Annotated in this window: 19 protein-coding genes; 12 read left to right on the top strand and 7 right to left on the bottom strand. The window is 70.5% G+C overall.

Annotated features, from left to right (window positions below):
* Positions 1 to 91: 91 nt before the first annotated feature.
* Entirely contained in the window at positions 92 to 610 is a 519-nt protein-coding gene (locus HNR67_RS34435; protein WP_185006743.1) for a lytic polysaccharide monooxygenase auxiliary activity family 9 protein, read from the bottom strand.
* 225 nt (positions 611 to 835) lie between these two features.
* Complete coding sequence (locus tag HNR67_RS34430; RefSeq protein ID WP_185006741.1) at positions 836 to 1,540, bottom strand: SDR family NAD(P)-dependent oxidoreductase; 705 nt, start codon at positions 1,538 to 1,540, stop codon at positions 836 to 838.
* 131 nt (positions 1,541 to 1,671) lie between these two features.
* On the opposite strand from HNR67_RS34430, the gene HNR67_RS34425 reads away from it, so the two are divergent.
* Entirely contained in the window at positions 1,672 to 3,246 is a 1,575-nt protein-coding gene (locus HNR67_RS34425) for a deoxyguanosinetriphosphate triphosphohydrolase family protein (RefSeq protein ID WP_185006739.1), read from the top strand.
* 21 nt (positions 3,247 to 3,267) lie between these two features.
* On the opposite strand, the gene HNR67_RS34420 is transcribed toward HNR67_RS34425, so the two are convergent.
* Both HNR67_RS34420 and HNR67_RS34415 read right to left on the bottom strand, forming a co-directional pair.
* Positions 3,268 to 3,825 carry a DUF3558 domain-containing protein gene (locus tag HNR67_RS34420; RefSeq protein WP_185006737.1) on the bottom strand — a complete coding sequence of 186 codons (558 nt, stop codon included), beginning with the start codon at positions 3,823 to 3,825 and terminating at the stop codon, positions 3,268 to 3,270.
* 21 nt (positions 3,826 to 3,846) lie between these two features.
* Positions 3,847 to 4,809, bottom strand: coding sequence for an isopenicillin N synthase family dioxygenase (locus HNR67_RS34415; RefSeq protein WP_185006735.1), 963 nt, complete (start codon positions 4,807 to 4,809; stop codon positions 3,847 to 3,849).
* Positions 4,810 to 5,125: 316 nt separating this feature from the next.
* Between HNR67_RS34415 and HNR67_RS34410 the strand changes: the two genes are divergently transcribed.
* From HNR67_RS34410 to HNR67_RS34400, 3 genes are all read left to right on the top strand, one after another.
* Entirely contained in the window at positions 5,126 to 7,858 is a 2,733-nt protein-coding gene (locus HNR67_RS34410) for a S8 family serine peptidase (protein WP_246493799.1), read from the top strand.
* Positions 7,859 to 7,980: 122 nt separating this feature from the next.
* Positions 7,981 to 8,538 carry a hypothetical protein gene (locus tag HNR67_RS34405; RefSeq protein ID WP_312988697.1) on the top strand — a complete coding sequence of 186 codons (558 nt, stop codon included), beginning with the start codon at positions 7,981 to 7,983 and terminating at the stop codon, positions 8,536 to 8,538.
* Positions 8,535 to 9,206, top strand: coding sequence for an acVLRF1 family peptidyl-tRNA hydrolase (locus HNR67_RS34400; RefSeq protein WP_185011446.1), 672 nt, complete (start codon positions 8,535 to 8,537; stop codon positions 9,204 to 9,206). The genes HNR67_RS34405 and HNR67_RS34400 overlap by 4 nt, the downstream gene beginning before the upstream one ends.
* Here HNR67_RS34400 and HNR67_RS34395 read toward each other — a convergent pair.
* The gene (locus tag HNR67_RS34395; protein WP_185006731.1) at positions 9,203 to 9,595 is read right to left on the bottom strand and encodes a hypothetical protein; all 393 of its coding nucleotides are present in this window, start codon (positions 9,593 to 9,595) and stop codon (positions 9,203 to 9,205) included. The two genes, HNR67_RS34400 and HNR67_RS34395, sit on opposite strands and share 4 nt — an antisense overlap.
* A gap of 66 nt (positions 9,596 to 9,661) precedes the next feature.
* Here HNR67_RS34395 and HNR67_RS34390 point away from each other — a divergent pair, with 66 nt between their 5' ends.
* The 5 genes from HNR67_RS34390 to HNR67_RS34370 all read left to right on the top strand — a co-directional run bounded on the left by HNR67_RS34390 (position 9,662) and on the right by HNR67_RS34370 (position 16,444).
* Positions 9,662 to 11,638 (top strand): acyltransferase family protein, encoded by a 1,977-nt coding sequence (locus tag HNR67_RS34390; protein WP_185006729.1) that lies wholly within the window; start codon positions 9,662 to 9,664, stop codon positions 11,636 to 11,638.
* 19 nt (positions 11,639 to 11,657) lie between these two features.
* Positions 11,658 to 12,548 carry a LysR family transcriptional regulator gene (locus tag HNR67_RS34385; RefSeq protein WP_185006728.1) on the top strand — a complete coding sequence of 297 codons (891 nt, stop codon included), beginning with the start codon at positions 11,658 to 11,660 and terminating at the stop codon, positions 12,546 to 12,548.
* A 105-nt stretch (positions 12,549 to 12,653) separates the two neighbouring features.
* A complete protein-coding gene (locus HNR67_RS34380; RefSeq protein ID WP_221490149.1) occupies positions 12,654 to 13,184 on the top strand; it encodes an AMIN-like domain-containing (lipo)protein in 531 nt (176 codons plus the stop codon).
* Between the two features lie 1,311 nt (positions 13,185 to 14,495).
* Entirely contained in the window at positions 14,496 to 15,557 is a 1,062-nt protein-coding gene (locus HNR67_RS34375; RefSeq protein ID WP_185006726.1) for a tartrate dehydrogenase, read from the top strand.
* The gene (locus HNR67_RS34370) at positions 15,554 to 16,444 is read left to right on the top strand and encodes an alpha/beta fold hydrolase (RefSeq protein ID WP_185006724.1); all 891 of its coding nucleotides are present in this window, start codon (positions 15,554 to 15,556) and stop codon (positions 16,442 to 16,444) included. The genes HNR67_RS34375 and HNR67_RS34370 overlap by 4 nt, the downstream gene beginning before the upstream one ends.
* A gap of 52 nt (positions 16,445 to 16,496) precedes the next feature.
* On the opposite strand, the gene HNR67_RS34365 is transcribed toward HNR67_RS34370, so the two are convergent.
* Entirely contained in the window at positions 16,497 to 16,859 is a 363-nt protein-coding gene (locus HNR67_RS34365) for a GntR family transcriptional regulator (protein WP_185006722.1), read from the bottom strand.
* A gap of 3 nt (positions 16,860 to 16,862) precedes the next feature.
* Positions 16,863 to 17,657, bottom strand: a complete 795-nt coding sequence (locus HNR67_RS34360; RefSeq protein ID WP_185006720.1) for an SDR family oxidoreductase — start codon at positions 17,655 to 17,657, stop codon at positions 16,863 to 16,865.
* 215 nt (positions 17,658 to 17,872) lie between these two features.
* On the opposite strand from HNR67_RS34360, the gene HNR67_RS34355 reads away from it, so the two are divergent.
* The 3 genes from HNR67_RS34355 (at position 17,873) to HNR67_RS34345 (ending at position 20,788) form a co-directional block, all read left to right on the top strand.
* Complete coding sequence (locus HNR67_RS34355) at positions 17,873 to 19,504, top strand: ABC-F family ATP-binding cassette domain-containing protein (protein ID WP_185006718.1); 1,632 nt, start codon at positions 17,873 to 17,875, stop codon at positions 19,502 to 19,504.
* Positions 19,505 to 19,687: 183 nt separating this feature from the next.
* On the top strand, positions 19,688 to 19,900 hold the full coding sequence (locus HNR67_RS45975; protein WP_086780855.1) for a helix-turn-helix domain-containing protein: 213 nt from the start codon (positions 19,688 to 19,690) through the stop codon (positions 19,898 to 19,900).
* Positions 19,901 to 19,969: 69 nt separating this feature from the next.
* Complete coding sequence (locus HNR67_RS34345) at positions 19,970 to 20,788, top strand: enoyl-CoA hydratase/isomerase family protein (protein WP_185006716.1); 819 nt, start codon at positions 19,970 to 19,972, stop codon at positions 20,786 to 20,788.
* Positions 20,789 to 20,874: the final 86 nt, after the last annotated feature.

The following is a 20,874-nucleotide window of genomic DNA, read 5'->3' as shown; positions in this document are numbered from 1 at the left end:
CGCCGGCGAGGGGTTCAACCCTCCACGCGTGTTGGCCGTTGTCGTACGTGCGAGGGGGCGGCGGTCCCGTCTCCGCCGCCACCTCACCGGATCAGCTGACCTGCAGGTCCACGCAGTTGTAGAACGCCATCGCGGTGTCCGCGATGTTCCACACCGCCAGCACCTTCTGCCGGCCGGTGCGGTTGCCCAGATTCACGTTGTGCGACACGGTCGCGCCCGGAATCGCGCCGTTGTCGTTGAACGAGGCGATGCGGGTGCCACCGATGAAGTACTCCCAGGTGGAAGTGCGGTGCCGGGCGGTCAGGCGCCAGTTGAAGCTGACGTTGCGGCCCACCGAGGTGGCCCGCCAGCCCTTGCCGTCGTTGTTCAGCTCGGCGAAGCGGCCGACGTTGCCATGACAGTTGCGCAGGCCCTTGGGGCCTTCCACGCTCTGCGGTTCGTACTTGATCTCACCGCAGGACACCGTGCCCGCGGCGCACTGCTGCTGACGGCTGGGCGGGTTGGCGATGTAGCCGTGCGCGCTCGCCTCCGTGACCGGCAGGGCCACCAGCATCGCGGGCACCATCCCGAGTCCGGCGGCGGCCGCGACGAGCTTGCTTTTCACGCTCATGTCTCTCCTTCACAGGGGTGGAGGCGACTGAACGGAAGATTCCTTGGTTGTTCGATCCTGCGTGCGGACCGTGGCGGCGGCGAAGTGGAATCAACGTTCGCCATGTGTGGTCTAGACCAGATTCATCTTGGCAAACGTTGGGATGAGTCGACATACGACAGACGGGTGAACCGGTTGGTGACTTGCCGTCACCGCCAGGCTCACCCGCCAGTTGCCCAGAGTGGTCTAGGCCGCTTCCAAAGTCCGGCCATCCGGCCCTACCCGGATCTCCTCCGCCCCACTGGCCAGCGCGTCCAGCATCCGATCCACCACATACTGCGGATCCGCCCCCCGCCCCAACCGGTTCGGCCGCCGACCCGCGGCCGCGCGCTCGCCCATGCCGGTGTCCACGTGCGGCAGTTTCGCGTCCAGCACGGTCACCCCGCGCGGCCGTTGCTCCTGGCGCACCGCGGCCAGCCAGGCCGACAGCGCGGCCTTGCTGGCCGAGTAGGTGGCCAGTTCGGGGGCGGGCCGGTCGGACTCCACGCCGGTGATCGCCGCGATCGCCGAACCCCGGTGCAGCACCGGCAACGCCGTGCGCAGGATGGCGATCGGGGCGAGGGTGTTGACCGCGAAGAGCTGTTCGGAGACCACGTCATGGGTGTTCTCGGCGGTGCCGAAGGCCACGATGCCCGAGCACACCACCACCCCCTGCAGCCCGCCGAGCACCTGGTGGGCATCGCGCACCAGCCAGGGACAGCCCTCCACGTCGTAGGCGTCGAAGCGTTTGTACTGGCAGCCGCCCAGTTCGCGGGCCAGCGCGATGAGTTTTCGACGATCACGTCCGGCCAGCGCGAGTTTCGCGCCCCGGTCGGCCAGCCCACGGCTGATCCGGCCACCGAGGACACCGGTGGCACCCACCACGAGAATCCGCGCCCCGCTCAGCTCCATAGATCGAGAATCCGCCAAGAATTGACGAAATACCAGGTCTGCAAGGCTGTTCGACCCGGTGAGCCCAATCCGATCCACCGCTGCGCCCATACGGCGGGGCGAACCGGCCACCGAGCGTCTACCGTCGTCGCATGCACGATCACGCCACCGACGCGCGAGCGCTCCGCCGCTCCGGAGACCAGGGCACCGTTCCGGTATCGCTGGACCTGGCCGCCAGCCCGTTCCGGGTGGACCGGGACCGGGTCGCGGCCAGCCCGTTCTTCGCCCGCCTCGGCGGTGTCACCCAGGTGATCAGCCCGTCCGGCTCCGGCCTGCTGGTGCACAACCGGCTCACGCACAGCATCAAGGTCGCCCAGGTGGCCCGCGCGATCGCCGAGCGCCTGCGCCGCAACCCCTTCCACACCGACCTGGTGGACAAGCTCGGCGGCTGCGAACCCGATGTGGTGGAGGCCGCCGCGCTCGCGCACGACCTGGGCCACCCGCCCTTCGGCCACCTCGGCGAGCAGGTCCTGGACCGCCTGGCCCGGCACCGGCTCGGCCTGCCGGACGGGTTCGAGGGCAACGCCCAGTCCTTCCGCATCGTCACCACCACCGACGTGCGCGGCCCGGCCGCGGTCGGCCTCGACCTGACCGTCGCGGTGCGCGCGGCCATGCTGAAGTACCCGTGGACCCGGCTGTCCCACCCGGATCCGCACCCACGCACCATGCCGCAACCCCCGCGCGGCGCCGGCGAACCCGGCGACGCCCCCGGCACCGGCTCGGCCAAGTTCTCCGTCTACGTCTCCGAGATCGACGACATGCTGCAGGCCCGGCTGCCCTTCCAGGGCCGGATCCCGGACTGGCAGCAGAGCGTCGAGGCATCGGTGATGGACACCGCCGACGACATCGCCTACGCCATCCACGACCTGGAGGACTTCCACCGGGTCGGCGTGCTGCAACACGCCACCGTCGCCGCCGAACTCGACGTCTGGCAGCGCGAGCAGCTCGAACTGGCCGGGATGAGCCGCGCCGACCTGCACGCGCAGACCCGCCGCCCCGGCCGTTCCCTGGAACTGCTGCGCCGCCGACTGCACCAGAAGGACAATTGGGTGGTCGACGACGAGGCGTTCGCGGCCGCGGTGGCCAGGGTGCGCCGGGACCTGGTCGACGGCCTGCTCTCCACCCCCTTCGACGGTTCGGTGGAGGCCGAGCAGCTGGTCGCGGACTTCTCGGTGCGCTGGACCGCGCGCCTGGTCGAGGGCGTCACCATGCTCGCCGAACCCACCACCCGCACCGCGCACGTGGCGCTGGCCCCCGACCAGTGGCACGAGGTGCAGGTGCTCAAGTTCGTGCACCACCGCTTCGTGCTGGGCCGCCCGGACCTGGCCCTGCACCAGCGCGGCCAGGCCCGGCTGCTGACCTCGCTGGTGGAGGCCCTCGACCAGTGGCTCAGCGACCGCTACGAGCGTTCCCGGCTGCCGCGCAGGCTCAACGACCTGGTGGAGCTGGCGCAGGGGGAGTACACCGAGCTGGCCAGGACCCGGCCGCAGGTGCTGGCCGGGGCGACCGGTGAGCTGCCGGAGGGCCGGGACTCGTTGCGCAGGCTGGCCCGCGGCCGCGCGGTGGTGGACTTCGTGGCCTCGCTGACCGATTCGCAGGCGGTGGCCATGCTGGAGGCGTTGTCCGGGCGCACCGGGCAGCTCTGGACGGACGCCTTCGTGCTGTGACCGGCGCCTGAGCCACCGGGTCTAGCGGGCCCGGGACAGCGCGGTCGCCAGCGCTGCCCCGGCCACCCGTTCGGTCAGCCCGCACAGCTCGTCCTCGCCGACCCCCGGCCGGGTCGCGGTGCCGGTCACGGCCAGCGTCCGGCCCTCGGCCACGCTGATGTGCACCCCGCAGGGCGCGCCGCGACCGGCCACCGAACTCACCCGCGCTGCGGGGAATCCGGCGACCCCGATCAGCGCCGCCTTCGCGCTGGAGATACCGAGCCAGCTCTCGATCCCGGCGCCCGCCCACGGGGTCAGCGTGAACCGGTGCCCGGCCGGGTCGACCACGTAGGCGCACCACGGGTCCTGGGAGCCGTCGGTGGGCCCCGGTTCGATCCGGGACACCCGGAACTCGCCCTGCTGGGCCGAGGTCAGCAGCTCGCAGGCCGGCACGGTGTGCGCGGCGACATCCCGCGGCCGCTGCGGCACCGCGGTGCTCGGCGGCGCGGCGGTGGCACTGCCGGGGCCGGGCGCGCCGCTGCCGCAGCCGGTGGCCAGCAGGGCCAGCGCGGTCAGGACCATCGGGATGGCGCTGCGCATGGTGCCGCCTCCTCGCGCGAGTCAGTCCATGGTGATGGCGTCCAGCTTCTCCCGCAAATAGTCCGCGGCCCGCACCTCCGGGTAGTCGACCTTGCCGATCGGCGGGCCGAGTGAGGAGATCCGGGCGTCCGGATCGGTCTCGTAGAAGTAGATCAGCGAGATCAGCTCCTCATCCGGCGCGCTGGCATCCGGTGGCAGCACCCGGTGCCGGGTGGAGCGCCAGCGGTCGCCGGTCCAGCGTGCTAGGAGGTCGCCGATGTTGACGGTGAAGGCGGCCGGGTCGAATGGCGCGTTCACCCAGTCGCCGTCCAGGGTGTGCACCTGCAGGCCGCCGACGCCGTGCTGGCGGTCCAGGATGGTCACCGTGCCGAAGTCGGTGTGCGCGCCGATCCGGAACTGGCCGGGCGCCGGAGTGCCCACAGTGGACAGTGGCGGGTACCAGTTGATGTTCATCGTGTAGGACGGATGTGTTGCCTGGCCGGAGAAGAACCGCGGGTCGAGGTCCAGGGCCACCGCACACAGCACCAGCAACTCATCGGCCAGCCGTCGCATGTGCCCGAGATACTCCTCGGCCAGCGTCTGCAACGCCGGGGTCTCCGCGGGCCAGACGTTGGGCGCGAACCATTCCCGGTCCAGTTCCGGGTTCCCGGTGGGCTGGTCCGCGCCGACGGAGTAGCTCTCCTTGAGATCCGGCGGTGATTCGGCGCCCTCGGCGTAGGAGTTGGCCTCCGCGCCCGGTGGCAGCCAGCCGTGTTCGCCGACCTTGACCGCGTAGCGCCGTTTGGTCTCCGCCGGGAGGGCGAAGAACTCCTTGGCCGCGGCGCGTACGTTGTCCCGCAATGCCTCCGGCACGCCGTGTCCGGTGATGAGCAGGAAACCTGATCGTTGCAGGGCGTTGTCCACCTGCCGGGCCACCGCGCGGCGGGCGGCGGCATCGCCGTGGAACCAGGGCGTGAGGTCGATGATCGGCACCGCGTCACTCATGTTCGGACGGTAGCAGCAGTGCTTTCCGCCGTTGGGCGGAATCTGACGTGTTGACAAACCGGACAGGGTCTTGTCCACCAGGCAAACGTTACGAACAGTGTGCCTAAGAGTTGTTGTCTCACCCGGTGGTACTTCCCCCGAACGGCTGCTGACCAGTGGCTTTCGTGACCGTACGTTTACCGATCAGCCGGGGATCCCGGTGATCGACGCGTGTGTCGGGGCACGCACAACACGTGGAGGGCGCGTGCGAACACGGTTACGTCCATCCCGGCTGACCACCGTATTGGTCGCCGGGGCAACCTGTCTGACAGCGGCACTGGGCGCCGTGACACCCGCCGTGGCGGCGCCTGGCAACCCCGCTGACAACGGGGGCCTGTCCGAGCGGACCGCGCGGCAGATCAACGCCTTGCAGCGGGTCAAGGCGACCCAGTCCAAGGCTGAGTCCAAAGTGGACAGTCGACTGGTGGTGGAGCAGCGGCTCCGCCAGGACCGCTCGCTGCTGAGCGCCGCCCCGGAGCTGAACACCGGGATCGCGGTGGCCGGCAACGGATCCGTGCTCGTGGAGATCCGGGCGGACAAGGTATCCGACGAACTCGTCGGCGAGGTCCGCAAGCTCGGCGGCGTGCTCCGGCACGTCTCCCCGGACACCCGCACCGTGCGCGCCGAACTGCCGCTGTCCTCGCTGGCCAGACTGGCCGCGCGCGGGGACGTCCGGCAGATCGAACCGGCCAGCGAGGCGATGACCGCCCGCGCCGGCGCGCCGAAGTCCACCGAATCCAAGGAGGCGCGCGGCAAGCGGATCGCCGAGCAGACCCGCGCCGCGCTGGCCGCCAAGCAGCAGCGGGCAGGCGTCGCCGCGGTCACCTCCGAGGGTGACCGGGTGCACGCCGCGGACACCGCCCGCCGCGACTTCAAGATCAGCGGCGTCGGCGTCAAGCTGTGCGCCATGTCCGACGGCGTGGACTCCCTGGCCGCGCTGCGGTCCCAGGGCGAACTGCCCGCGGTCGACGTCCTCGCCGGTCAGGAGGGCGACGGTGACGAGGGCACGGCGATGCTGGAGATCCTGCACGACGTCGCGCCCGGCGCCACCCTCGGTTTCGCCACCGCCTTCAACGGCGACGCCAGCTTCGCCGACAACATCCGCAAGCTGCGCTACGACCTCAAGTGCGACGTCATCGTCGACGACGTCCTCTACTTCAACGAATCCCCGTTCCAGGACGGCATCATCGCGGCCGCGGTGAACGACGTGACCGGCAACGGCGCGCTGTTCTTCTCCTCCGCGGGCAACGAGGGCAACCTCGCCGATGGCACCTCCGGGCACTGGGAGGGCAAGTTCGTCGACTCCGGCAAGGGCATCGGCCGGTTCGTCGGCACCGCGCACGACTTCGACCCCGGCGTGGGGACGCAGATCATCAACCCGATGTCTGCGGGTTCGGGCGCCAAGCCGGTCACCCTGTTCTGGGCCGACCCGCTGTTGCGTTCCACCAACGACTACGACCTGTACCTGTTGAACGCCAACGGGGACGTGGTCAGCCTCAGCCAGGGTGTGCAGGACGGTCTGCAGAGCCCGTATGAGCGGGTGGACACCACCGCTGGCGGTCAGCGGCTGGCCGTGGTCAAGTACCGCGGTGAGGACAAGTACCTCTCGCTGTCGGTGCTGCGCGGCCGGTTCAAGGACGCCGACGGCTTCAAGGGCTTCGCCACCTCCGGAGTGACCCGTGGCCACTCCGCGGCCAAGAACGCCTTCAGCGTGGCAGCGGCCCCCGCGGCCAAGGCCTTCACCGGCGGCGAGGTCGGCGACCCGGCCAACCCGGCCGGTCCCTTCCCCGGCGTCTTCGACGGCAACTCCAAGCTGGAGCGCTTCAGCTCCGACGGCCCGCGCCGGGTGTTCTTCAACGCCGACGGCACCCCGGTGTCCGCGCCCGAGGGCGAGGTGCGGCAGAAGCCGGACCTGACCGCCGCGGACGGCGTGGTCACCAAGACCCCCGGTTTCAGCCCGTTCTACGGCACCTCGGCCTCCGCGCCGCACGCCGCCGCGATCGCCGGCCTGATCCTCTCCGGCAACCCGGGTCTGCCGGCCGCGGACGTGCGGCAGGCGCTGACCAGCACCGCGATCGACATCGGCGCGCCCGGCGTGGACAACCGCGCCGGTGCGGGCATCGTGCTCACCGACAAGGTGCTGGCCTACACCGGCGCCAGCCCGCAGCCGCGCGCGGTCGCGCAGTCCCCGACGGTCAGCCCGACCAGCGGTGACGGCGACGCCTGGCTGGAGCCGGGGGAGAGCGCCTCGCTGTTCCTGCCGGTGCTCAACAACGGTGACGGCACCGCGGCCTCGGTCAGCGTGGCGCTGACCGCGACCACGCCGGGTGTGACCATCGCGCCGCGCACCAAGAACTACGGCACCATCGAGGCCGGGCAGACCGGGCTCAACCAGTTCGCCATCACGGTGCCCTCGACGCATCTGATCGGGGATCCGGTGGTGCTCTCGGCGCGGGTGACCTTCGCCGGTTCGCTGTCGCCGACGGTGACCTCGCTGAGCATCCCGATCGGCCAGCCCTCGGCGGTGGCGAAGAACTTCGCCTACGCCGGTGACGCGGTCGCGATCCCGGACGGCGACTCGGCCGGGGCCTCGGTCACCATCCCGGTGACCGGTGTCGGCCGGGCCTCCAAGGTCACCTTCTCGGTGGACGGCACCGACTGCTCGGCCGCCGAGGGCTCGACCACCGCCGGTATCAGCCACACCTACGTCGGTGACCTGGTCGGCACCCTGACCTCGCCGTCCGGCCAGGTCATCACGCTGTTCCAGCGGCAGGGCGGCAGTGGCAACAACCTCTGCCAGGTCGTCTTCGACGACGGCGCCGCCCAGCCGTTCAGCGGGGTCGTCCCCGGTCAGGCGCCGTTCACCGGCACCTGGCGGCCGATCTCGCCGCTGTCGCCGACGCTGCGCGGCACCGCGGACGGCACCTGGACGGTGAAGGTGGTGGACAACGTCCGCACCGACGTCGGCCACCTGCGCAGCCTGTCCCTGCACATCAACGGTTACGAGTGACGTTCGGTTGATCGTCGGCGCCCCGGAGTGACCCAGTGGTCGCTCCGGGGCGCCGTGGTCTTAGGGTTTCGATCGTGACCGGCTCGCAACCAGCCCCCGTCGCCCCCGTGGAGGTGGTGCCGGTGCCTCGCGCGCCAGAGGACGTCCTGGCCGATGTGGCCGCCGCGGTGCTCGGTCCGGGCAGGCACCTGAGCGTGGACCTGATGGACATCCTGGACGGGGTGGTCCGCGGTCCGGTCGACGCGGTGCGCGCCAACGACGACCTGCTGCCCCGGCTGGCCCACGAGAACGCCCTCGGCACCGTGCTCAACCAGATCCGCCGCCTGCTGCGCCCCGGCGGCGTGCTGGTGGCGGCAGTGCCCGAGCTGGCCAAACTCGGCGTGCTGCGGCCCACCGCGCCGCCGCCGAGGGTCACCGGCTCCGGCCCGGACCGCCAGGTCACCGTGCAGCTGTGGGACTGGGCCGAGGACGGCGGTTCCTACGGCCTGGACGTCGTGCAGCTCATCCGCGGCGCGGAGGGCTGGGCGGTGGCGGGCGCGGTGTCCACCCACCACCGGGTGCTCTCGGTGGAGGAGGTCGCCGAGGCGCTGCGCGCCGCCGGATTCGCCGCGGTGCAATGCCTGTCCCCGGCCGAGAGCGGACATCCGCTGCCGCTGTGCGTCGCCCTGGCCCCGCGATGAGCCGGGTCCGCCAGGTCGCGGGCGGTGGCCGCGCGGTGGAGGTCGAACCCGAACGCCTGCAAGGCTTTCTGGAGCGTTTCGGCACCCGCCACCAGGGCGTCACCGAGTCGGTGCTGGGACCGGACCAAGCCGTGTTCACCGCCGCCGACGGCGCCCGCGCCGAGCTGACCATCCCCTTCGGCGGCCTGCCCGGCGAGCCGATCACCAGTCCCGGCCTGCACCTGGACCCGCTGCTGCCACACCTGTTGCTGCCGCGCCGGATCGCGTTGATCCTGGTCCGCCTCGGCGGGCACAGCCTGGGCATCGCCGAGGGCGGCAAGGTGCTGCTGTCCACCACCGACCGCCGCCAGGTGCACGGCCGCAACAAGGCGGGCGGCTGGTCCCAGCAACGCTTCGCCCGCCGCCGCGAGGGTCAGGCCAGGGTGGCGTTGCAGGCCGCGGCCGACGACGTGTTCCGGGTGCTGGTGCCCCAACTGTCCACTGTGGACGCCGTAATGCTGGGCGGGGATCGCGCCGCACTGGCCGAACTCCGCACCGACCGCCGCATCGCCGAGCTGATGAACCGCGCCGAGGACCGGATCCTGGACGTGCCGGAGCCGCGCCGCACCATCCTCGACGACGCCGCCGAACGCGCCCGCACGGTGGAAGTAGTGGTCACCGAACCCTAGGGACGGGGACCGGCGGTCACCTGCAACTCGTACGGCCGATAGTCGTGGTCCGGGTCGCTGGCCTGGAAGCCCGCTGAGGTGAGGATCGCCAGCAACGCCTGCTGCATCGCCTCCTGCACGTCCCCCTGGCGGGTCAGCACCGGATCATCCACTCGACCCTCGGCAACGCAGTTCGCCGCCGCCTCGGCCATCCGCGGGTGCGTGCACCAGTCGACCCACACCCCGCCCGCCTCGTCGTCGGCCGGGTCCACCTCGACCCGGACGCCCACCCGGAGACCGGGGGACAGGTCGCCGGTCATCGGCAGCCCGGCCTCGGCGAGCGTGTCCCGAACATCGTCGGCCAGCCTGCGCAGTACGCGGAGCTGGTCCTCGGTGACCTTGGGCAGCATGCCGGGATTCTAGTGAACCGGTCACTCTTCAGGGCGGCTTCAGACTTTCCCCGCAAGCTCGGACGGGTGACCCGAGCCGCGATCACCGGCACCCCGACCCGGGTGTATCGCCCTGAGCTGCAAGGGTTGCGCGCGCTCGCGGTCGTGCTGGTGATCGTCTACCACGTCTACTCGGACCGGATCTCCGGTGGCGTGGACGTGTTCTTCCTGCTCTCCGGCTTCCTGCTGACCGGTCAGTTGGTGCGCGCCGCCGAACGCGGCCGCCTCGACCTGCCTCGCCAGTGGGGTCGCACCCTCACCCGGCTGGTCCCCGCGGCGGCGGTGGTGCTGGCGGTCACCGCGGTCGCCGCGTACGTGATCCTGCCCCCGGAACGCTGGTTCCAGACCATCCGCGAGGTCTTCGCGGCCGCGGTGTTCCTGGAGAACTGGCGGCTGGGCGCGGATTCGGTGGACTACTTCGCCCGCAACGACCTGGCCAGTCCGGTGCAGCACTTCTGGTCGCTGTCCGTGCAGGCCCAGATCATGCTGCTGCTGCCCCTGCTCATCGCGCTGCTGATCCGGCGGCGCGGCGGCCTGCGCCGCCGGGTCGCCCTCGCCCTGGGCGCGATCACCGCCGCCTCCCTGACCTACTCGGTCCTGCTCACCGCAACCGACCAACCGTTCGCCTACTTCAACACCTTCACCCGGGTCTGGGAGTTCGCCCTCGGCGGCCTGCTCGCCCTGGTGGTGGACGCGATCACCCTGCCGCGACGCCTGCGCCTACCGATCGGTTGGTTGGGGATCCTCGCCCTGATCGGCTGCGGCCTGATCATCGACGTGGGCACGGTCTTCCCCGGCTACGCCGCGCTCTGGCCGACCCTGGCCGCCGCGCTGGTGATCGTCTCCGGGGACGCGGTGCGGGTGCTGGCCACCCGGCCGCTGGTCCGGCTCGGCGACCTCAGCTACTCGCTGTACCTGTGGCACTGGCCGGTGCTGGTGCTCTACCTGGTCGCCCGCGGCGGCGACCAGGTCGGCTGGCGCGGCGGCCTCCTGGTGATCGGCGCCGCGCTCCTGCTGGCCGCGCTGACCCACCGTTTCGTCGAGCAGCCCACCCGGCTGCTGCCCGCGACCCGTTGGGGCGCCTACCGATTCGCCGTACTGCTGCTCGTCCCGGTACTCGCACTGGCCAGTTCCTGGCAGGCCCTGGCCCTGCGCGACGCCCGCTACTCGATCACCATCGGCGGCCGCGACTACCCTGGCGCGCAGGCCATGATCCCCGGCTTCCAGTACCGCGGCGCCGCCGACCTGCCGCCCATGCCACCCCGCATCGCCCTGCCCCAGGACTGGGCCAGTCTGACCGACCTCGACTGCACCCGCGCCACCCGGAACCCCGACCTGGAGATGTGCGCGACGTCCACAGTGGACAAACCGGCCAAAACCGTTGTCCTGGTGGGTGATTCGCACATGCAGCAGTACCTGGCCGCGGTCCGCCCGATCGCGGAGAAACGCAACTGGCGGGTGGTGGCCATGCTCAAGGGCCTCTGCCCGTTCTCCACCGCCTCGGAGTCGATGCCCGGCGACCAGCCCTGCGTGGACTGGAACGCCGCCGCCGCGGCCGAGATCATCGACCTCAAACCGGACGCGGTGCTCACCCTGGCCAGCCGGGACGTGCGGATCGGCCGCACCGAGGTCACCCCACCCGGCTTCGTCGAACAGTGGAAACGCCTGGCCGCGGCCGACATCCCGGTGGTGGCGCTGCGCGACAACCCCCGCTTCGACCACTGGCCGTCCACCTGCGCATACGAACTGGGCCCCGACGCGCCCGAATGCGTGGCCGCCCGCGCCGACATCTACCCGGAACACCCGCCCTATCTGTCCATTCCGGACGTTCCGGCCAACGTGTCCTTTGTGGACTTCAGCGATTACCTCTGCGTCGCCGACGGCTGCCCACCGGTGATCGGCAACATCCAGGTCTACCTGGACGACAACCACCTCTCCGCCAGCTTCCTGGCCTCGCTGTCCCCGGTGCTCGCCCGCAGGTTGCTGCCCGCGCTGACGCAGTGAGCGGGGTAGCGTCGAAGGCATGGACGCCCGGCAGCTCGTCTACTTCCTCGCGGTGGTCGACCACGGCGGCGTACACCGGGCCGCGGCAGCGCTCTACCTGGCCCAGCCCTCCCTGTCCCAGGCCATCCGCGCCCTGGAACGCGACCTCGGCCAGGACCTGTTCCACCGCGTCGGCCGCCGCCTGGTCCTCACCAACGCCGGCCACGCCCTGGTCGAACCAGCCCGCCAGGTCGTCCGCGGCCTGGACACCGCCCGAGCCAGCGTCGCCTCCACCGCCGGACTCGCGGTCGGCCGAGTCGAAATCGCCGCCATGCCCTCCCAGGCGGTGCAACCCCTCAGCCACCTGATCACCGAATTCACCACCCGCCACCCCGGCCTGTCCGTGACCATCCGGGCCGCCTTCACCGCCCCCGAGGTGATCGAGTCGGTACGCACCGGCGTCACCGAGCTGGGCCTGCTCGGCGCCACCGAACTCCCCGCGGCCGCCGACATCCGCCTGATCCCCCTGGGCCGCCAGCGCTTCGTGCTCATCGCCCCCGCCAACGGCCCCTTCCACCCAGACCAGGTCGTCCACCCGGAAGACCTCGCAGGCCACCGCATCGTCGTCGGCCAACCCGGCACCGGCATGCGCCGCCTGGTCGAGCAGATCCGCGCCGGCGGCGTAGACCTCCACCAGGTAGTGGAAACCGAACACCGCGAAGCCATCCTCCCCCTGGTCCTCAGCGGCGTAGGCCTGGCAGTGCTGGCCGAGTCCTGGTCCGACCTGGCCCACCGAGCAGGCGCCCTGGTCCTGACCCTCGAACCCCCAGCCCACCTAACCCTGGCCCTGGCCACCAGAACCACCCAGCTCACCCCAGCCGCCCAGGCGTTCCTGACCGTGGCGACGGAGACGGCGGAGCAGGCCAGATGACGTTCCGGGCACGAACAGGACACGGCGCAGCCGGTCGGACAACGCGCGAAAGCCCCCGGACGTCTGCGGGGTGACCGGATATCCGGTTCCCGAGGGGAGCACGAAATGGCGTTACGACGATTGGCCCTGTTACTGGCCGCACTAGCAACCATGGCGCTCACCGCGCCCCTGACCGCCACAGCCACCCCCGGCTACTGCGGCCTGTCCTGGGGCTCCGGCGAGAAGAACGCCACCCCCACCACCACATCCGAGCTGACCAACATCCGAGCCGGCCGCCAGGACTGCTACGACCGCCTGGTCATCGACCTCCGCGGCGCCGCCGACGGCTACACGGTCCGCTACGTCCCAGAAATGACCGAAGACCCCACCGGCAACCCCGTACCACTGCGCGGCGGAGCCATCCTCTCGGTCACCGTGAACGCCCCCGCCTACAACGAACACGGCAACCCGACCTACACCCCGGCCAACCGAGCCGAACTGGTCAACGTAAACGGCTACCAAACCTTCCGCCAAGTAGCCTGGGCCGGCTCCTTCGAAGGCCAAACCCTGGTCGGCCTCGGCGTCCGAGCCCGCCTGCCCTTCCGAGTCTTCACCCTGCCCAACCGAGTGGTCGTGGACGTAGCCCACTTCTGGTGAGCCCGCGCCCACCCAGCCACCCACTCAGCACCAAGCGGACCCGGCGGTCGATCCCAACCCGGATCGGCCGCCCGGTTGCGTTTTGCGGTTTTGCCGGGTTGTCCGGTGTTCGGGCCGGGTGACGCTTGCTCGGGAAGCCCGGAGCAGCCCCGGCTCGCCCCTCCAGCCCGGCCCGCCCCCAGCCCGACTCCGGCAGCCCCCGGCCCTCCCAACCGACCCGCCCCTCCAGTCCAGCCCGTGCCAGCCCGGCTCGCCAGCACGGCGTGCCAGCCGGGCTCGCCAGACCTGGACCAACCTGGCCTGACCGATTCCCGGCCTGACCTAGCCGCCCCCGACCGGCCCGACCGTCCTCTGGCCTCAGCCGACGGTCATCCAGCCCACTCGGCAGCCCTCAGCTGCGGCCACCCTGCTCCCAGCTCCGGCCACCCTGCTCCGCGGGCAGGGCCGGCAGCCGCGCTGCCTCGCCCGGCCGGTTGTCCGGGGCCAGCCGTTGTCCGGGGCCAGCCGGCGGTTGTCTGGCTCTGCGTGTTCGTGCTGCCGGGGGCCGGGCCTTCCGGGCGTCCGAGTGAGCCTCCGGCCCTCCGCCCCGCACACCGCTCTCTAGCGGAACGCAGAAACCCGGGTTTTGGTTGCCTTCGCGTTTGGGCACCTTACCCAATCGGGTGATTCGCGCCGTTCGTCACGCCTGGCGAGCCCTGCCTTGGCTGGCGAACCTCTCCTGGCGCTTGCCTCGGCGAACCACTCACGCTATGGCGATCCGTCTGCGTTCGTCGGACACTCGCGCCCGGGAATCCACCCGTGCTCGGCAACCCACTCACGCCCAACCGCCACAATCGCTGCCCCATCGAGCCAGCCTGCCGCGCCAACCAAGATCGTCGCGTCAGCAAAGCCGCCCTGCCTCGCCCGCCAAGCTACTCCGCCGAGCGCCCGCACTACCAATCAGCCGCCCGCCGCCAAGCCACCCAACTGCGCCTCCGCCAAGCCCACCGCCAATGCAGCCGGCCCGCCAGTCGCGCGCCCGCCAATCCAGCTGCCCACCAACCCAGCCACCCGCCCGTCAAGCCACCCAACCGCCCGAGCGCCTGCCAGCCGCGCAGCCTCCCGACCACCCGCCAACCCACCCAGCCCCCGACCACTCACCACCGACCGCCCGCCACCCGCCCAGCCACAAAACGCCCAGCCATCCACTCACAAACCCCAACCGCCCACCCGCAGCCCCTACCCACAACCCCCAGCTGATAGCCCCCGCCTATCACCCTGACCACCAACCAGTCTTAGACCCCACCCCCACCCCCTGATCCCATCAACAACATGGCAACCCACCACCACATCGCCCTCATCCCCGGCGACGGCATCGGCCGGGAGGTCACCCCCGCCGCCTGCGCGGTGCTCGACGCCGTCGGCGCCCGCCACGGCATCCGGTTCAGCTACGACGAGTTCGACTGGTCCTGTGCCCGCTACCGCGAACTCGGCGCCATGATGCCCGCCGACGGGCTCGACCGGCTCCGCCACCACGACGCGATCTTCCTCGGTGCGGTCGGCGATCCGGGGGTGCCGGACCACATCTCCCTGTGGGGCCTGCTGATCCCGATCCGCCGGGGTTTTCGCCAGTACGTCAACCTGCGGCCGATCAAGGTGTTCGAAGGGGTGCCCAGTCCGGTTCGTGGAGCGGAGCCGGGGGTGGTGGACTTCGTGGTGGTGCGGGAGAACGTGGAGGGGGAGTACAGCGAGATCGGGGGGCGGCTCAACCGGGGGTTTCCTGAGGAGATGGCGGTGCAGGAGGCTGTGTTCACCCGGGCTGGGGTGACCAGGGTGTTGGAGTACGCGTTCACGTTGGCCGGATCCAGGCGGGGGCGGGTGACCTCGGCTACCAAGTCCAACGGGATCGTGCACACGTTGCCGTTCTGGGATGAGCTGGTGGCCGAGACCGCGGTGGGGCATCCGGCGGTGGGCTGGGAGCAGGAGCATATTGACGCGTTGTGCGCCAAGATCGTGCTGGAGCCTGCCCGGTTCGATGTGATCGTGGGGTCGAACCTGTTCGGGGACATCCTCAGTGATCTGGCGGCCGCCGTGGCGGGTGGGATCGGGTTGGCGCCCGCTGCCAATCTCAATCCGGAGCGGGAGTTTCCCTCGATGTTCGAGCCGGTGCATGGCTCGGCGCCGGACATCGCCGGGCGGGGGATCGCCAATCCGTTGGGGGCGATCTGGACCGCTGCCCTGATGCTGGAGCATCTCGGGCACGTCGAGGCCGCGTCCACTGTGGAGGGTGCGTTGGTGGAGGTGTTGGCGGGTACCGGGATTCGCACTCCTGATCTTGGCGGCACCGCGAGCACGGAGGAGTTCACCAAGGCGTTGCTGGAGTTCGTGCGATGAGTGTTCCGTTGCCGAGTGGATTCAGCAGCCGGATCATCGACGTCGACGGGATCGGTATCCACACCGTCACGGCGGGGGAGGGGCCGCCGGTGTTGCTGTTGCACGGCTATCCGCAGACGCACCTGATCTGGCACGAGGTCGCGCCCCGGCTGGCCGAGCGGTTCAGTGTGGTGCTCACCGATCTGCGGGGGTACGGCGACAGTGCCAAGCCCGCGCCCGGTCCCGATCACGCCGAGTACGGGAAGCGGGCCATGGCCGCCGATCAGGTGGGGGTCATGCGGAGGCTGGGGTTCGAGCGGTTCGGGGTGGCGGGGCATGACCGGGGTGGGCGGGTCGGGCATCGGCTCGCGCTGGACCATCCTGACGCGGTCAGCCGGCTCGCCGTGCTGGACATCGTGCCGACCCGGTACACCTTCACCCACGCGGACAAGGCCTTCGGGCTGGGTTACTACCACTGGTTCTTCCTGGCCGCGGGGCATGGCATCCCGGAGCGGCTCATCGGCAACGACCCCGAGTTCTGGATCCGGGCCCGGATGGGGGCCCGGCACCACGGGGGTACGCCGTTCGCCGAGGCCGCGATCGCGGAGTACGTGCGTTGTTTCCGCGATCCCGCCGCAATCGCCGCCTCCTGCGCCGACTATCGCGCGGCCGCGTCAATTGATCTTGTGCACGATGACGCGGACGCGCTCGCGGGTAATCGAATCCACTGCCCACTGCTCGCGTTGTGGGGCGAGGCCGGCTTTGTCGGACGTAGTTACGACGTACTCGCCGCCTGGCGCGAGTACGCCGGACAGGTCAGTGGAAAAGGCTTGCCTTGTGACCATTACCTGCCGGAGGAAGCGCCCGCGGACACCGCGGACGCGCTCGCCGCTTTCTTCAGTCAATGAAGAAAGCCCGCTTATCAACCGTCTACCGACCGGTCGGTACCCGAACGAGAGGTCAGCCGTCCACCGGCCAGGCGTTGTTGACCGCGTTGAACACCGCCACCCGGTCCGCACCCAGCAACCTCGCCTGCCGGACGAACTCCTCGGCCAGGGCGGGCAGTTCGTCGGGGGCGAAGGCTGGCGGCTGATCGGCCACCACGGTGCCCTTGCGGCCCGCGGTGCGCACCACCCCGGCCGCCTCCAGCTCCTTGTACGCCCTGGCCACCGTGCCCGCGGCGATGCCAAGGTCAGCGGCCAGGCCGCGGACCGTCGGCAGGGCCATCCCCGGCGCCAGCGTGCCGGCCGCGATCGCGGTGCGGACCTGGTCGTGCAGCTGGCGCCAGGGCGGGACCTGGCTGTCCGGGTCTACCCGCAGCACGACTCAGCCCAGCGTCCCGGTGGCGAGCAGGCCACCGTCCACGCGCACGGTCTCGCCGGTGATCCAGTCCGCCTCGTCCGAGGCCAGGAACGCCACCAGCCGGGCCACGTCCTCCGGGGTGCCCAGGCGCTTCATCGGGTACGCGCTGGTGATGTCGTCCTCGCGGCCGGTGTAGATCTGCTCGGCGAACTTGGTCTTGACCACCGCCGGGGCCACCGCGTTGACCCGCACCTTCGGGCCCAGCTGCCAGGCCAGCTCCTCGGTCAGCCGGATCAGCGCGGCCTTGGAGGCGCCGTAGGCGGCGATCGCGCCGGTGGAGCGGATGCCGCCGACCGAGGCGATGTTGACCACGGTGCCGCCGTGCTCGCCCATCCAGCGGTGCCAGGCCAGCTGGATGAAGCCCAGGGTGGCCACCACGTTGGTGTCGAAGATCTTCTTCACCGCGTTCAGGTCGGCGTCCATCAGGAAGCCGAAGACCGGGTTGATGCCGGTGTTGTTGACCAGCACGTCCAGCGAGCCGAAGCGGGCCAGGGTGCCGTCCACCGCGCCCTCCCGGTCCACGTCCACGCCGGTGTTGCCGGGCAGGCCCAGCACCCGCTTGTCGCCGTCCTCCACCGTGCCGGCCAGGTGCCGCACGGCGGCCTCCACCTGCTCGGCCTTGCGGGAGGTGATCACCACGTTCGCGCCCCGGCCGAGCAGCTCCTCGGCGATACCGAGGCCGATGCCCCGGCTGGCCCCGGTGACCAGGGCTGTCTTACCGGTGAAGTCCGTGCGGGCGGGGGTGTTCGGCTGGCTCATGTTCCCAGACTCTAGGTCAACTTACCGGCGAGTACGAGAGCCGGATCGGGGGTGTCCGGGGCAGGTGTGCGCGGGCGCACGGTAAATCGCGTGCGTACTCCGGGTATGATGGTGGCGTGGTTCTGACGCTGTAGACCGCTAGCCAGCCCGCCAGTCACGACAGGCGGGCCGACGACTGCTGGGTCCGGCCGACCACAAAATCCTTGGAGCTTCCCTTGATCTCAGCCAACGGGCTGGAACTGCGCGCTGGCTCGCGCATCCTCGTCTCCGACGCCAACCTCCGCATCCAGCCGGGCGACCGGATCGGCCTGGTCGGCCGCAACGGCGCCGGCAAGACCACCACCCTGCGGGTGCTCGCCGGTGAGGGCGAACCGCACGCCGGCGAGATCAAGCTCGCCGAGGAGCTGGGCTACCTGCCGCAGGACCCGCGTGAGGGCGACCTCTCGGTCACGGTCAAGGACCGGGTGCTCTCCGCCCGCAACCTGGACCAGCTGGCCCGCGACCTGGAGAAGGCGCAGAACGAGATGGCCGAACTGGTGGATGAGAACGCGCGCGAGCGCGCCGTCCGCCGCTACGGCCGCCTCGAGGAGCGCTTCTCCGCCCTCGGCGGGTACGCCGCGGAGAGCGACGCCTCCCGGATCTGCGCCAACCTCGGCCTGCCGCTGCGCGTCATGGAGCAGGCGCTGCAGACCCTTTCCGGTGGTCAGCGCCGCCGGGTCGAGCTGGCCCGTATCCTGTTCGCTGCCTCCGACGGCGGGGGCGGCGGCGCCAAGTCGGCCACCATCCTGCTGCTGGACGAGCCGACCAACCACCTCGACGCCGACTCCATCACCTGGCTGCGCTCCTTCCTCAAGGCCCACGACGGCGGACTCGTGGTGATCAGCCACGATGTCGATCTGCTCGCCGACGTGGTCAACCGGGTGTGGTTCCTCGACGCCACCCGCGCCGAGGTCGACATCTACAACATGGACTGGAAGCGGTACCTGGACGCGCGCGCCACCGATGAGAAGCGCCGCCGCCGGGAACGCGCCAACGCGGAGAAGAAGGCCTCCACGTTGATGGCCCAGGCCGACAAGATGCGGGCCAAGGCCACCAAGGCGGTCGCCGCGCAGAACATGGCCAAGCGGGCCCAGCGACTGCTGGCCGGACTGGATGAGGAACGGGTCTCCGACAAGGTCGCCCGGATCCGCTTCCCCGAGCCCGCGCCCTGCGGCAAGACCCCGCTGACCGCGGAGAACCTGTCCAAGTCCTACGGATCTCTGGAGATCTTCGCGGGCGTGGACCTGGCCATCGACCGCGGTTCCAAGGTGGTCGTGCTCGGCCTCAACGGCGCCGGCAAGACCACCCTGCTCAAGCTGCTGGGCGATCAGGAGAAGAGCGACTCCGGGCGTATCGTGCCTGGTCACGGGCTTCGGCTTGGCTACTACGCGCAGGAGCACGAGACGCTGGACCACGGCGCGAGCGTGTGGCAGAACATCCGGCACGCCGCCCCGGACACCCCGGAGCAGCAGTTGCGCACCCTGCTCGGCTCCTTCATGTTCAGCGGCGAGCAGCTCGACCAGCCCGCCGGCACGCTCTCCGGTGGTGAGAAGACCCGGCTCGCGCTCGCCGGTCTGGTCTCCAGCGCGGCCAACGTGCTGCTGCTGGACGAGCCGACCAACAACCTGGACCCGGCCAGCCGTGAGCAGGTCCTCGACGCGCTGCGCAGTTTCGCCGGCGCGGTCGTGCTGGTCACCCACGATCCCGGAGCGGTGGAGGCTTTGGAGCCGGAACGGGTGATCTTGCTGCCCGATGGTACCGAAGATCACTGGTCCGCTGACTACCTCGAGCTGGTGCAACTCGCCTAGCGCGACCGCCGATCGGGCGGTGCTGACTACACTTAGCGTGCTTCGTCGATCAACTATCGGTGAAGCAGGTACCATTTGGCGACGTTTTTCCATGATCGCCTAGCATTTACTGCCTTCCTGTTCGATCATTGCCCCCAAGGGGTCGTTGATCGACCCACCTGCTCGGACGGAAGGCGGGACAAGGTGGCGACTGACCTGAAGAAGGGCGCCCGGATCACCGGCGCGGCTCGGGACAAGCTTGCCTCTGACCTGAAGAAGAAGTACGAGAAGGGCGCGAGCATTCGGTCCCTGGCCGAGTCCACCGGTCGCTCGTACGGCTTCGTGCACCGTGTGTTGAGCGAGTCCGGTGTGACGCTGCGGGGCCGGGGCGGCGCCACGCGTACCAAGAAGAAGTGACGTCGGGTCAACCGACGACTGCGGATTTTTCCCACCACACAACAGAATCCAGGAGCCGACGAGTTCCCCATGCCAGATGATTCGAAGATCGACGCTGGCCTGCTGGAGCGCGGGGGTGTCCAGCTTTCCGTGGACGGTCCGCTCGCCACGGTCACGCTGAACCGGCCCGAGGTGCTCAACGCGCAGACGCCCGCGACCTGGGTGGCCCTGCGCGAGATCGGCTCGGCGCTGTCGGACGAGGTCAGGGTTGTGGTTGTGCGCGGGGTCGGCCGCGCCTTCTCCGCTGGCCTCGACCGACGGTTGTTCACCGCGGAGGGTTTTGACGGACAGCCAGGTCTGGTGTCCCTCGTCTCGGGTTCGCCCGAGGAATCCCACGCCTTGATCGCCGGGTTCCAGCAGGGCTTCACCTGGCTGCGTGAGTCGAACTTCATCACCGTGGCGGCGGTGCATGGGCACGCGATCGGCGCGGGTTTCCAGCTCGCCCTGGCCTGCGATCTCCGGATCGTGGCCGAGGACGCCCAGTTCGCGATGGCCGAGACCAGTCTTGGACTGGTTCCCGACCTCGGCGGCACCCTCCCGCTCACGCAGTGTGTCGGATACGCGCGAGCCGTGGAGATCTGCCTGACCGGCCGGCGGGTCGGCGCCGAGGAGGCCCTGCGGATCGGGCTGGTCAACGAGGTCGTGCCGGCGGACGCGCTGGACGCCGCGGTGACCAACCTGGTCGCCCGTCTGGTCGCGCCCATGCCTGGGGCGAGCCGGGAGACGCTGGCGCTGCTGGCCAAGGCGGCGGGCAGTCCGTCGTTGGCCGAGCAGACCGAGGCCGAGCGATCGGCGCAGCTCCGCAGGCTGACCGAGCTGCGTGCGCTGATGAACCCCGCCGGATCCTGAAGACCGACCGGTCCCACAGCTGAATAGTTTCACCACGGAATAGTTCACGACCCCTCGGTGTTGTGCTGGTCGAACCTGCACTAGGA

This window comes from Crossiella cryophila, from assembly GCF_014204915.1.
GTDB classification, from domain to species: Bacteria; Actinomycetota; Actinomycetes; order Mycobacteriales; family Pseudonocardiaceae; genus Crossiella; species Crossiella cryophila.
This window is presented reverse-complemented; position numbering and strand designations above follow the sequence as displayed.